This is a genomic window from Nocardia sp. NBC_01503, from assembly GCF_036327755.1.
Taxonomy (GTDB): domain Bacteria; phylum Actinomycetota; class Actinomycetes; order Mycobacteriales; family Mycobacteriaceae; genus Nocardia.
On record NZ_CP109596.1, the window covers coordinates 3696920 to 3709449 of the forward strand.

Genomic DNA, 12530 nt, shown 5'->3' on the forward strand with positions numbered 1-12530 from the left:
GAAAGGTATTCGCCGATGATCTCCGATCTCATGGCCTATCGAGAGGGCCTGGCAGTCGACGGCCTGCGCATTCGCCGGGCCCGCGCGGACGATTGGGATGCCCTGCGCGACTGCTACGCCCGCGCCTTCGGCGGCGTGCACGCCAAGGACTTCGAGAGCTGGAAGCAACAGTTCCGGCTGAGCGATGTCATTGTGGCCGAAGATGTCTCGAACCCCGATGCGCCATTCGTCGCGGGCACCGGCTCGGTGATCCGCATGAGTGTCACGGTCCCAGGCGGCGGGCAACTCGCGGTCGCCGCGTGCGCGCAGGGCATGGTCGCCACCACGCATCAGCAGCGCGGGCTGTACTCCAAGATCCAGGCCGAGATGATGTACATCGCGCTGGAGACCGGTGCGGATGTCTTCGCGGCCATGCCCGGGCCGGGAGGTAACTACGGTGCGGTCGGCGTGGCCAGTCACACCAGGCATCTGCGCATAGACCGGCTACGCGCGAAACTGCGTGCCGCGCAGGATGATCCGAGCCCGGCCCGGGAAATGCGGCCCAGTGCCGCTCGCTCACTTATGCGGGAAATCTACGACCGCTGGCAGCGGCAGACGCCCGGTGCTTTGAATCGGAGCGAATTCTATTGGCCCGCAACCTATGACGATGGCTCCTGCGTGATCACGCATCCGGACGGCTATGTCATCTACGACCTGGTCGGCAAGTCGGTGCGGGTGCACGACTTCTGCGCGCTCACCGTCGCCGCCCACCGTGAACTGCTGCGCTGCCTGCTCGGGCACGGCGAATACACCGAGGTGTACCTCGATACCGGCGTGGACGATCCGACCCCGCTGCTGCTCCAGGACCCGCGCGTCGCCGCGGTGACCGGTGTCGATACCGGTGTATGGATGTGGATTCTCAACTCGCCCAAGGCATTCGAATTGCGTGAATACCGCGCCGACTTCCACGGCGTCATCCAGGTCGACGACCCGTACGGAATGAGTCCCGGGAACTTCGCTCTCGATGTCACCGACGGTCGCGGCAATTGGAAACCCGCTCCCGAGGACGCTGTCGCGGACGTGCGTATCGGCCCGGCCGAACTCGCCAGCGCCTACTTCGGTGCGTACACCCCGTTGGAATTGCGGCGGGCGGGTCGAATCGAAGAACTCACCGACGGCACGATCGCCGCCCTCGACCGGGCGCTCGCCCCGTCGCGGCGGCCCTTCAACATCACCCCCTTCTGACCTGAGGACACCATGACGACCCTGCGCCCCGGGCGGCTCACCGCCGCCGCCAAGAAGTTCCTCATGTGGGATCCGAATCCGGCAGTCTTCGGCATCACCATTCCCTGCCCCGTGCCGGTGTCCATGGGCTTGGACGACGCGCGCGGACTGATCAACGCGCTCATCGACACCCATGAATCGCTGCGCAGTCGGTACAGCTACGGGCTGGACGCGACGGTGTTCATCGAACCCGAGTCTCGCGGTGAAATCGACACGGCCAGAGTTGACGTGCGCGAGGTCGATATCGAGCAGGTGGCGGGCGACGCGATTCCGCAGATCATGGAGGTCGAGACCGCCAAGAGCAATCTGCGACTCGATCCGACCACCGGCAAGATCGTCACGGCGGCTCTGCTCACCCGGTCGACGGATGTCAATATCCTGCTGCTCACCGTCCATCACATCGCCATCGACGGCGTGGCCATGTGGGTGATGTGGGAGGACGTCGCCACCTATGCCCGGCAATGGGAAGCGGGAGAAGAGATTTCGCTGCCGCGCGAGCCGATCACCGGATCGGAGTGGGCCGCCTTCTTGGACGAGTACTCGCTCACTCGCACCGGCGATCTCGACTACTGGATGGCCGCCTCGGATATCGAACCGCATATCGAAACACGGCCCGCCACACCGGAATCCGCCTACCTAGACGAGGTGATCGACGGCGCGCTGGCTGTTCGCCTGCTCGACGAACTACCCGCGGCGCTCGGAGCCTCGTACACCCGAATACTGCTGGTGGCACTGGGTTTGGCCATCGAGGACGTCACCGGCGTGGCCCGTCCGATTCAGGTGCAGAAGCACGGCCGGTACAGCCGCCTGCGTCCCGGCACCGATCTGAGCCGCACCGTCGCCTGGCTGTCGGACGACTACCCGTGGCTGGTCAGGCCGGTAGCCGGCAGTCACGGCGAGCGAATGCGCGACGCCATCGCCAACTATCCGGCGAATCCGGAGGACTTCACGCTGCTGTTCTGGCATCACCCCGACAGTTGGTCGCGGATGGTCGAATTCAATGTTCCGAAGTTCTACTTCAACTTCCTCGGTGATGTCGGGGTATGGATTCCGGGTGCGCACTCGCGGGAGCAGGCGCGCCTGACCGTCTTCGACCTGAGCATGTTCCTGGGTGCGAGCGAGAACGACGGGGTGCGCGCGGTGCACTACTCGGTGCATTCGCCGACCGGCGGCATCGGGCTGGATCGCGTGAAAGAGATTGTGACGCGCTGGATTTCGATCCTGGAAACCGTGGAGGTGTGAATATGAGCAGATTCATCATGACCAGCATCGGCAGTCGCGGCGATATCGCGCCACTGACCGGCCTCGGGGTACGGCTGCGCGAGGCCGGTCACGAGGTGGTGCTGGCCGCGCACTCGGTATTCGAGGAACTGATCACCGGCTGCGGACTCGAATTCCGGCAGATGGAGACCAATGTCGACATCGATATGACCGACCCGAATGTCGACAAGCTCAAGGCCGCATGGGCATTCGCAGCACCCGCCGGGGTGCGCGGCACCGGTATGGGCATGATCGACGCGCTGCGCGACGAACCCGCCGACGCCCTGCTGCTGGCTCAACTCACCGAAGGCGCGGGCTTCCCGCTCGCGGAAGCCAAGGGCATTCCGGCTATCGGCCTGCGCTTCCAGCCCATGTGCGCGACCTCCGCCTACCCACCCGCCTCGATGGGCGTGCGCTCCTTCGGTCCGCGCGGCAACCGGTTGGCCGCCGATATCGGAGCCTGGCTCGGCGATACCGTCTACCGTGGCGTGGTCGCCGACTTCCGCCGCGTTCTGGACCTGCCCGAGACCTCCGTCCGCGAACTGCGCCGCCGCCGCACGGTCGCCGAATGGCCCATCCTGCACGGCTATTCACCCCACGTACTGCCCCGCCCCGCCGATTGGCGATCGGGCCTGGACGTCACCGGCTACTGGTGGTCGCCCCGCCCGCTGGAGTGGGAGCCGTCCGCCGAACTGGTGGACTTCCTCGCCGCCGGACCGCCGCCCGTCTTCGTAGGCTTCGGCAGCGTGGTCAACACCACCGAACACAGCGCCCGCATGTCCGAGATCGTCGGCGAGGGACTACGCCAGGCAGGGGTGCGCGGCATAGTCCAAGCGGGCTGGCTCCAATTGGCCGTCACCGCCGACGATGTGATCACCATCGACGACGTCCCCCACGACTGGCTCTTCCCGCAAATGGCCGCCGTCGTGCACTCCTGCGGTGCGGGCACCACCGCCGCGGGCCTACGTGCGGGCGTCCCCGCGATCGGCGTCCCCAGCTACTCCGACCAGCCCTTCTGGGCCCAGCGCCTCACCGACCTCGGCGTCTGCGCCGCCACCATCCCGCACGACAAACTCACCGCCGTCAACCTCGCCGCCGCAATCCGCACCGCCACAACCGATCCCACCCTCCGCGCCAACGCCACCGAGGTCGCCGCCCACATCGGTGCGGAGGACGGCGCGGGCCAGGCCGTCAAACTGATCGAGGCGCACCTGGCCGCGCGATAAACCCGCGTCAGTCGTTCCAGATCCCGCTGGCGAGAAAGCTGTCCCCCAGCGGCACGACCTGAAGGGAGATGTCGGGCCGCGCTGCCGACAAATCCGGGAATGCGATCCGGATCGTGGCCCTGCGATAGTTGGGGTGCTGCAACAGGCCGGGGATCAATGCGAGTTGGAAGATCGTCACGGACTGGCCGGTCCTCATGAGGCCCGGTATGGGGCGGATCCGGTCGGATGCTTCGAAATCGACTGCGCTCGTTACAAGTTGGTGCACGATATCGACTGTTGGATCGCGCGTGAACTCCCGCGCCCATACGCCGCGGCACAGCATGACGAAACGCCCGGCGGCACAATGTCTCTGACAGTTCTCGCGCAGCCCGCCGCACTCGGGCGCGAGTGGCCCCAACACGCATGCATCAGTCGAGAAGGGTCCTGCTTCGCCAAGTGGGTGACGTACCCTGCACAGTTATGAGAATCGTTAGTATTTCAGTTATTGCCACTGCCGCGTTGCTGTTCGCGCCCATGGCCGCAGCGACCGCCGGGACCGGTAGCAGCCTCGATTCCGGCAGCTCCAACCTGCTCACCCCCGGGGCCGGGCACGGGGTCGACTCCGGCTCCGGACTCGGCGATCTCGTCGGCGACCTATGGAGCTCGCTGTTCAACTTCGGCGATCCGATCAGCCATATGTGAACGCCAACCGATGCCATCCCAGCCGCACCGCCTGCACAATCGGAGAGATGGTTGCTCACTCTCGAAATGGCGTTGATGATCGATCTCCCGATCAGACCTACGGTTCGTATCTGGCGCTCGAGGAGGTGCTCGGCGCGCAGCGCCCGCGCTCGGACGAGCACGATGAGATGTTGTTCATCGTCATCCATCAGGTGTACGAGCTGTGGTTCAAGCAGTTGCTGCATGAATTGGCGGAGCTGCAAAGGCAATTGGCTGCCGGGAGTACCGCGCATGCGCTGCATACGCTGCGCCGAGTACTGAAGATACTCGAGGTGATCGTTGCGCAGATCGATGTGCTGGAGACCATGACTCCGCGGCAGTTCACCAGTTTCCGGGTTCGGCTGGAGGAGTCGAGTGGCTTCCAGTCCGCGCAGTTCCGCGAGTTGGAGGCGGTGCTCGGACGCCGGGACGAGGGGGCGTTCGCGCACTATCCCGAAGGGAGTGCGGCTCGGGAGGGGATTCTTGCCGCGATGTCGCGGCCCGCGCTGTACGACTCGTTCCTGCGGTACCTGGCCGAGCGGGGTTATCCGATTCCCGTCGAGCAGTTGGAGCGGGATGTGCGGGTCGCCGCTGCGTCGGTGCCGCAGATCCAGCAGGTACTGCTGAGCGTCTACACCGATGACGGGGGTCCGGCGCAGGTGGCCGAGCGGCTGGTCGATCTGGACGAAGGGTTGCAGGAGTGGCGGTACCGGCACGTGATGATGGTGCGCCGCACCATCGGCGACAAGCCGGGGACCGGCGGATCCTCGGGCGCGGAATACCTGCGCGGCACTCTCTTTCAGCCGCTGTTCGGCGATCTGTGGGCCGTCCGGAGCCGACTGTGATCACCGTCGACGACAGCGGGTGCCACGCTTTCGATCGGGCGGCATCCCGGATCGGGAGTACAAAAAGAACGAAAAGATAAAGACGCCCGGACGAGAAGAAAAGAAGACAAGCCAGAACAAAGGATGAAAAGAACGAAAGTCTGAATAGCTTTGTATCACAAGGGAACTCGCCTGGTGGCGCCGTGTTTATCACGGTAGAATAAGCTATGGAATCCGGGGGAGAAACCGCTATCGTGGTCGCCGTTGCGGCGCTGCGTGCCGCGGTGGATGCCCTGGTCGCGGCGTCGCCGATTCCTTTGTCCGATGACGAGTTCGCCGCGCTCATGCGGGAGACCGAAAAGGTCACACGGCAATTGGATGCGGTCAAAACCGGATTCGTGGACGAAACCCGCCGCCGCGATCTGCCCGGTAAGGCGAATGTGAGCTCTGCGGCGCTGTACCTGGAGCAGTCGCTGCGGCTGTCGCGGGCGGACGCGTGCCGCAGGGTTCGGGTCGCGGACAAGCTCGCGGTGCGTCGCCTGCCCGGTCAAGTGTTGGAACCGGAACTGGCCGTGGTCGCCCAGGCGCAGCGCGCGGGTGATATCTCCGCCGATCACATCACTCGGATTCTGCGGGTGATGGACCGTCTGCCCGGCAGTCTCGATATCGACCGGCGGGAGGCGGCCGAGGTGTGTCTGGCCGAGTACGCGAGCACCGGCTGGCCCGACGACGTGCGCAAACTGGGTGAGGACATCCTGCGGCGGGTCGATCCCGACGGCACACTCTGCCGTGACTCCGACCGGCAGCGCATGCGCGGCATCACCGTCGGCACCCAGCGCGTGGATGGTATGTCGCCGTTGATCGGGGAACTCACTCCGGAGCTGCGGGCGGTGTTCGAGCCGGTCCTGGCCAAGCTCGCGCGCCCGGGCATGTGCAATCCCGAAGATCCCGAAAGCCCGCGCACCAGCGCCGAATCCACCGACCGCGAACGCCTCGAGGCCGCCGCCGGGCGTGACACCCGCACCGCCGCCCAGCGCAATCACGATGCGCTGCTGGCGTTCCTGCGCTTCGAGATGGACCCGGCGGTTCCGGGTACCCACCGTGGCCTGCCGGTCGGGACCATTCTCACCATGAGCCTGACCGACCTGGAGAACCGCTCCGGAGTCGCCACGACCGCCTCCGGGGGCACCCTGTCGATCGGCGAGGCCGTGCGGTTGGCTGCGAACTCCACCCGGTACCTGGCGGTGTTCGACGAGGCGGGTATGCCGCTGCACCTGGGTCGTGGCAACAACCGATTGGCCGGCAAGGCACAGCGTTTGGCCCTGATCGCGGCCGAGAAGGGCTGCACCCGCCCCAACTGCACCGCCCCCGCCACCCTCTCGGCGGTGCATCACGTCACCGAATGGTCCCAGGGTGGACGCACCGACATCGAGAACCTCACCCTGGCGTGCGACAGCTGTCATGCCCTGGTCCATGACGGCCCGGGTGGGTGGAAGACGGTGAAACTCGGTGCGGACAGCCGGTTTCCGGGTCGTACCGGGTGGATCGCCCCACCCCACCTCAACCCGTCAGGGATACCGCAGGTGAATCACCGTCACCACCCCGGTGAGTTGATGGCCGCCACCATGTCACGAATCCAGGCACGTAATGCCGCTGAGCGACAACGCTTGAAGGAGTGGTTGAACCGCCGCCACACCACCCCCACACCCACCACCGAATAACGCAGCCCCGCCCAGTCGCCCGTGACACCGCAGGTTTCCATCCTGCCGGTGCCACGGGTGTTTGTCGTTGCGGCCCTTGTCTTTTCGCTGCTTGTTCGTTGGGGTTTAGTCTTTTGGGTTTTGTCCCGAAACGGGACCACAGCCGGTCACCCCGTCAGGTACTGCCACTCCTGCACCTGATGGGGGAGCGACAGCCGGGTACGGCAGGCGAGGTTCCCACACCACTTCTTTTCCGCACGCACTTCCTCAACCGATCCCGGCAACGAAAGCACCCGCGCCGCAAACCCCACCCCGCACGAGATCCTCTGTTCAACTCGCGACAGAACAATCCGAATGGCTCGCAGTGGCCTATCTGGCGCGCCTGGGCGGATCGAAGTCCGTATGCGAGATCTCGTGCAATTCCCCGTCGACCAACTCGAACGTCGTCTCGGATTTGACGTAGGCATGCTCGACCTGTGGTCTGCCCCGCCATTGGGAAGGGCTGAGGTCGGCGTCATCGTCGGCTTCCTCCAGCCCGAAATGGGCGTCCATGATCTGATGCGGTGGCTGTGTCGCGCGGACGGTATAGCGCAGTTCTTCGGGCGAGGTCAGGTTCGCCGCCTCGACGGCGTCCATGGTCAGTTCAGCCACTTCGATGCCATTCGCACTGCCCGGCGGCAAACGATGCAGTCGCGGCTGTCCATGGATGGTCGTTTCCACCGTGCAGCCATCGGGTGCGAACCGCCCGCGCGCCAGGAACCCGGCCTCGCCCGCTTCGGCGATGCTCCAGGCGATATCCGACGTATACCGATGTAGGACAGGGACATCGGCTGCGAGCGAAGCGAATACGGCGCGGAGCGTCTTGTACAGCTCGCTCCAATCCTCGGCGTCATCACCCGGGGAGAACAACATACCCGCAAGGGCGGGGCCGGACTCTTGGATATCGGCGACACCACGCCACAGATCCTCGGGCTCGAATTCGGGATCCCACTGCGGATTCTTGTTCTGCTCCCAGGTGGAGGGCTCCGTCGGTTTCAGCGAAACATGTAGTCGGGCATCGGAATCCAGCGTGCGTGTCAGCTTGATGGTGTCATGTTCGAATCGCCAGAGCGCGAAGGCGTTCGGCCCACCGACCAGATGCGGATCACCGAGCCGCTCGACGCAGATCTCCAATGCCCGGCGATAGAAACTGTCCGAGGTCTCGGGCGGCACGAACGCCACCAGCCGGAGCTCGCAGTACTCGCCGTAGCCGTACCGCTCTTGATAGTCGTAGGTTTTGGCGGCAATCAAGCCCAACCCACTGTCGTGGGTGGCCATCAGACTGCCGTCTCGCATATCCTCCGGGCGGGCGCGGAAAGCCTCGTAGAGGTCGTCGATATCGCGCCGGGACCAGGTGCCGCGCCCGGCACGCCGACTGAAAGCGCTCAATGTGCCGCGGAGTTTCGACCGCCCGTTCTCCGCGCCCAGCCGCTCACCCAGGTTCGAACCGATCACCGTGCTCAGCTGTTCGAGGAACTCCTCGCCCGCGCGTTCGTGCTCAACGGTGATCTCCCGCAACCGTTCCCGCTCCGGGGCTTGCCAGCGCGCGGGATTCTGCAGAACCAACTCGACCGTCTCGCCGCCGGATACTTTGAGTACGACCCGCGGCAGCACCCACGCCGCACCGGTGCCGTCACCGTGTGCCGGAGCCGTCGACGGGCCCCAATGGGGGAGTAGGGCCGAGACCGTATCGGCCAGAGCGGCCGCCGGTCGGCGCAGCGGCAGGTTCGCGAGAAAGATCGCCCCCAAGATGATTTCGCCGTCCTCGTCGATGCCGAACATCGCAACGGGATCCTCGTGCTCCAAATCGGTTGCCACATAGATCACCGACGGATCGTCATCGTCCGGTATGGGCGCACTCCATCCGAGTGCCGCGGCGAATCGCGCGATATCCCCGACCGACCAGGTCCAATCGAATGTCTTCGCCACCAATGCGATTCGCATCGCCCCTGTTACATCCACCCGCGCACTCACCGCGTCACCCTAACCCGGTCCATGCGGTCGTACAGATGGCAGTGCGGGCGCACCCATTCGGATGCGCCCGCACTGATTGGTTCGACTATCGGGAAGTCAGTCCTTGACGAGTTGCGGTGTGGCGTCCTCGAATTCGTCCACCGCGACCGTGTGGTCCATGGCCGGGGCGCGGTTCGGTAGCAGTACCGCCATCACGATGACCAGGAGGGACAGCGCCGCGGAGACCGCGAAGGCCAGGCGCATACCGCCCAGGTGAGCATCGAGCGCCGGGGTGCCGGAGTCGAGCAGGGAGGTGGCGCGCGAGGACATGACCGTCACCACCAGGGCGGTGCCGAAGGCGGCGGCCACCTGCTGCAGGGTGCCGAGCATCGAGCTGCCATGCGAGTACAGGTGCATGGGGAGTGCGCCCAGGCCGAGGGTGAAGACCGGGGTGAACGCCGCGGCGAGCGAGGCCATCAGCAGGATGTGCAGACCCAGCAGCTGCCAGTACGGCATGGTCAGCGAGATCTGGGTGAAACCGGCCAGGGCGGCGGTGATTCCGATCGCGGCCGGGATGACCAGTACGCGTCCACCGAAGCGGTCGAAGATCTTGCCGACCGTCGGGCCGAGCAGACCCATGGCCAGACCACCGGGCATGACCAGCAGACCGGTCTGCAGCGGGCTCAGCCCACGCAGGTTCTGCAGGTACAGCGGCAGCAGGATCATCGAGCCCATCATGGCCAGGAAGGCGACCGCCATCAGGACCAGCGACTTGGTGTAGGTGGGGGCCAGCAGGATACGCAGATCCAGCAGCGGAGCACCGGTGCGCTGCAGGCGAATCTGACGCCAGGCGAAGATCGCGATCAACGCGATACCGGCGGCGATGATCAGCGCGGGGGTCGCCACATTGCCATTGCCGAACTTGCTCAGGCCGTACACCAGACTGCCGAAACCGAGCGCGGCGAAGGCCATGCTGGACACGTCGATGGCACCGGCCTGCGGTTCACCGATGTTCTCCAGTTTGCGCAGACCCAGCCAGGTGACCAGACCCGCGATCGGCAGCACCAGCAGGAAGAGCCAGCGCCATGACGCGATCTGCAGCACCAGCCCGGAGATGACCGGACCCATGGCGGGCGCGACCGAGATCGCCAGCGTCACATTGCCCATGACGCGGCCGCGATCCTGCTCCGGCACCACCGTCATGAGGGTCGTCATCAGCAGCGGCATCATGATCGCGGTGCCACCGGCCTGAATGACACGACCGACCAGCAGAATCGCGAAGGTCGGCGCGACCGAGGAGAGCGCGGTGCCGAAGAGGAAGACACCCATGGCGATGGCGTAGGCGCGGCGGGTGGTGACCCGCTGCAGGAACCAGCCGGTGGCCGGAATGACCGCGGCCATGGTGAGCATGAAGGCGGTGGAGACCCACTGTGCCGAGCGCTCACCGACCTTCAGATCCGTCATCAGGCGCGGGATGGCGTTGATCATGATGGTTTCGTTCAGAATCACCACGAAGGTCGCGAGCACCAGCAGCCGGATGACCGTCGGTGTCCGCCCTCCCGTGGAAGCCTGAGCTCCCGAGGGTGCGGATATATCGGCGTGCATCGGGTACCTCCGGGGACGTGAGCGTGAAACGATTGACGATTGGTGGTCCGACGCAGAGTCATCGACTCCCGCTTCCCGGCGCCACACGAGAACAGACGGGAACGAGACGCTCAACTCATCGGTCGGGCGTCAGTATTCCGGTCGACACCGACACAAATCCCCTGGTTTTCGCCCGCCGGATCAGTTATGCGTGAGCGAATTCACCGGCTCACCAGCGACTTTTCAGAGCCTCGAGATTTCATGGTGACCCTGGTCACGCGCAAACCCACCCAACCTGGGTGGGTTTGCGCAGGTGTGCGGCGGACCGGAGTACTGCACAATCGAATCGACCGGTGATTGCCCGCGGGTCCACTTGGCGTGCTCTTAAGGAATGTCGCGCTTTCGACAGTGTCGTTCTTTAGCCGCTGTGAATCCCCATCTGCCACGCTTTCGCCCATGAGGGCGGGCGCATCCGGCACACAGCAGGACTGTGAGGCGTTGTGTATCGCCGTCGAGCGGCGCATGGCGATCCGGCTCACGGTGGGACCCGTTGCGGGAGAGTTATTTCGGGTGATCGACCTACTCGGTGGATTACTGCGGCACAGTCGCACGGTCACCGGTGTGTGGGAGATGGATCCGACGCTGGCCGATGAGTTGCCCGGTACCGAGCGCATGCGCGAGATAGAGGACTTCCTGGCCCTGGCCCGGCGGATCGTGCGCGAATCCGATCAGATCTGCCCGGCCGAACCGACCGCGCCCGAACGCCGGCGGCGGGTCTGGGGTGATCTGACCGATCTGCTCATTCGCGCCGAGACGCTGGCCGAACGCATCGTGCGAGTCGTTCCGCGCCAGCACAATACGGTCGAAGGGTCCCGGGAGATCTCCCGACTGCGCCTGGCCACCCATGCCGACACCCTGGTCGAGGCCGCCCTGCTCATCCGCTCGGCGGTCCGCGAGGCGCTGCGCGTACCGACCCCCGACACCGATGCGCTGCGCCTGGCCGCCACCGCCGACCTGGTTATGCAATTGGCCGCCGACCTCGACGCCGACGCGTGTATCAGTGCACGCCAAAGTATTTGAACAGACTTGGATCGAAAGAGCAGGGAGCACAATGCGCGCCGTTCCGGCCGAGAACCACGGCAGCGAACACAAGATGCTGGGCAGCTATATGCAGCGCCAGCGGCTCGAACTCGGACTGACGCAGGCGCAGGTCGCGGCACTGCTGTTCATGTCCAGCTCCGGTTTCGAGAAGTATGAGAACGGGCAGCGGGTGCCCACCGTCGCCGCTATCCGATCCTGGTGTACCGCACTGGAATTGCCGCGCTACAAGCGGCGCAAGGTGTGGTCCATGGTGATGGGGGAGGACCTCACCGTCGCGGCCGGGCAGCTGGAGAGGGTGACCGCCGCCGAACTCAATCTGATGAATCACATGCCGGGACCCGCGTTCCTGCATCGGGTTCCGGAGTACTACGTGCTCGGTGCGAATCACCTTGCGGTGCAGATGTTTCCGTGGCTGGACCCGGCGCTGGCCACACCGGATCGGCCGGTGAACGTGATCGTCCAGATGATGACAGACCCGCGGGCGCGCGAGGTGCTGGTCAACTGGGAGTCCATCGTGCACCGGCTGATCTACATCCTCAAAGAGAACTCCCTCGGCATCGTCCCCGAAGCCGAGATCGCCGCGATCCGTCAAGCCTGCCAAGCCAATCCGCACTTCGATCGGATGTGGGAGACGGCCATGCCCACGCACGCGTACTACGACGACACCGTCATCGTGCGCGAACCCGAATGCGGAGAGGAGATCGTCTTCCAGATGGATTCCCTACGCTGGGCGCACCCCTGGCGCGATATCGAAATATTCAGTCTGACACCGCGAAACACCGATGGAGCTCCACCGTTGCACGAGACGGTGCCCGGTATCTTCGCCTGGTGAGGTCGGCGATCGTGCGCATGGTTAACGACTCTGCGCTCCCGCTCGATCA

At 65.2% G+C, this 12530-nt stretch carries 11 protein-coding genes; 8 read left to right on the forward strand and 3 right to left on the reverse strand.

The annotated features are described in order from the left end of the window. The first annotated feature begins 15 nt into the window (after positions 1 to 15). The 3 genes from OHB26_RS16540 to OHB26_RS16550 are packed head-to-tail and all read left to right on the forward strand — an operon-like array spanning position 16 to position 3749. On the forward strand, positions 16 to 1224 hold the full coding sequence (locus tag OHB26_RS16540) for a GNAT family N-acetyltransferase (protein ID WP_330185045.1): 1209 nt from the start codon (positions 16 to 18) through the stop codon (positions 1222 to 1224). Between the two features lie 12 nt (positions 1225 to 1236). Continuing rightward, positions 1237 to 2505, forward strand: coding sequence for a condensation domain-containing protein (locus OHB26_RS16545; RefSeq protein WP_330185046.1), 1269 nt, complete (start codon positions 1237 to 1239; stop codon positions 2503 to 2505). 2 nt (positions 2506 to 2507) lie between these two features. Beyond that, positions 2508 to 3749, forward strand: coding sequence for a glycosyltransferase (locus OHB26_RS16550; protein ID WP_330185047.1), 1242 nt, complete (start codon positions 2508 to 2510; stop codon positions 3747 to 3749). Positions 3750 to 3756: 7 nt separating this feature from the next. On the opposite strand, the gene OHB26_RS16555 is transcribed toward OHB26_RS16550, so the two are convergent. Then, entirely contained in the window at positions 3757 to 4149 is a 393-nt protein-coding gene (locus tag OHB26_RS16555) for a hypothetical protein (protein WP_330185048.1), read from the reverse strand. Positions 4150 to 4208: 59 nt separating this feature from the next. On the opposite strand from OHB26_RS16555, the gene OHB26_RS16560 reads away from it, so the two are divergent. The 3 genes from OHB26_RS16560 to OHB26_RS16570 all read left to right on the forward strand — a co-directional run bounded on the left by OHB26_RS16560 (position 4209) and on the right by OHB26_RS16570 (position 6993). Further along, a complete protein-coding gene (locus OHB26_RS16560) occupies positions 4209 to 4430 on the forward strand; it encodes a hypothetical protein (protein ID WP_330185049.1) in 222 nt (73 codons plus the stop codon). Positions 4431 to 4477: 47 nt separating this feature from the next. Further along, positions 4478 to 5293, forward strand: coding sequence for a tryptophan 2,3-dioxygenase (locus tag OHB26_RS16565; protein ID WP_330185050.1), 816 nt, complete (start codon positions 4478 to 4480; stop codon positions 5291 to 5293). A gap of 206 nt (positions 5294 to 5499) precedes the next feature. Beyond that, a complete protein-coding gene (locus OHB26_RS16570) occupies positions 5500 to 6993 on the forward strand; it encodes an HNH endonuclease signature motif containing protein (RefSeq protein ID WP_330185051.1) in 1494 nt (497 codons plus the stop codon). 348 nt (positions 6994 to 7341) lie between these two features. Here the strand turns inward: OHB26_RS16570 and OHB26_RS16575 are convergent, their stop codons facing one another. Next, positions 7342 to 8955, reverse strand: a complete 1614-nt coding sequence (locus OHB26_RS16575; protein ID WP_330185052.1) for a DUF6301 family protein — start codon at positions 8953 to 8955, stop codon at positions 7342 to 7344. Between the two features lie 126 nt (positions 8956 to 9081). Beyond that, positions 9082 to 10569: an MDR family MFS transporter gene (locus OHB26_RS16580; protein ID WP_330185053.1), complete on the reverse strand. Its 1488-nt coding sequence runs from the start codon at positions 10567 to 10569 to the stop codon at positions 9082 to 9084. Between the two features lie 435 nt (positions 10570 to 11004). Between OHB26_RS16580 and OHB26_RS16585 the strand changes: the two genes are divergently transcribed. Together OHB26_RS16585 and OHB26_RS16590 are read left to right on the forward strand one after the other, a co-directional pair. After that, the gene (locus tag OHB26_RS16585) at positions 11005 to 11628 is read left to right on the forward strand and encodes a hypothetical protein (RefSeq protein ID WP_330185054.1); all 624 of its coding nucleotides are present in this window, start codon (positions 11005 to 11007) and stop codon (positions 11626 to 11628) included. Between the two features lie 31 nt (positions 11629 to 11659). After that, entirely contained in the window at positions 11660 to 12481 is an 822-nt protein-coding gene (locus tag OHB26_RS16590; RefSeq protein WP_330185055.1) for a helix-turn-helix domain-containing protein, read from the forward strand. The last annotated feature ends 49 nt before the right edge of the window (positions 12482 to 12530 follow it).

Excerpts from the sequence above, each read along its gene's own strand:
- OHB26_RS16565 (WP_330185050.1), top strand. The coding sequence starts at position 4,478 with ATGGTTGCTCACTCTCGAAATGGCGTTGATGATCGATCTCCCGATCAG.
- OHB26_RS16545 (WP_330185046.1), top strand. The coding sequence starts at position 1,237 with ATGACGACCCTGCGCCCCGGGCGGCTCACCGCCGCCGCCAAGAAGTTC.
- OHB26_RS16570 (WP_330185051.1), top strand. The coding sequence starts at position 5,500 with ATGGAATCCGGGGGAGAAACCGCTATCGTGGTCGCCGTTGCGGCGCTG.
- OHB26_RS16580 (WP_330185053.1), bottom strand. The coding sequence starts at position 10,569 with ATGCACGCCGATATATCCGCACCCTCGGGAGCTCAGGCTTCCACGGGA.
- OHB26_RS16585 (WP_330185054.1), top strand. The coding sequence starts at position 11,005 with ATGAGGGCGGGCGCATCCGGCACACAGCAGGACTGTGAGGCGTTGTGT.
- OHB26_RS16590 (WP_330185055.1), top strand. The coding sequence starts at position 11,660 with ATGCGCGCCGTTCCGGCCGAGAACCACGGCAGCGAACACAAGATGCTG.
- OHB26_RS16540 (WP_330185045.1), top strand. The coding sequence starts at position 16 with ATGATCTCCGATCTCATGGCCTATCGAGAGGGCCTGGCAGTCGACGGC.
- OHB26_RS16550 (WP_330185047.1), top strand. The coding sequence starts at position 2,508 with ATGAGCAGATTCATCATGACCAGCATCGGCAGTCGCGGCGATATCGCG.
- OHB26_RS16575 (WP_330185052.1), bottom strand. The coding sequence starts at position 8,955 with ATGCGAATCGCATTGGTGGCGAAGACATTCGATTGGACCTGGTCGGTC.
- OHB26_RS16560 (WP_330185049.1), top strand. The coding sequence starts at position 4,209 with ATGAGAATCGTTAGTATTTCAGTTATTGCCACTGCCGCGTTGCTGTTC.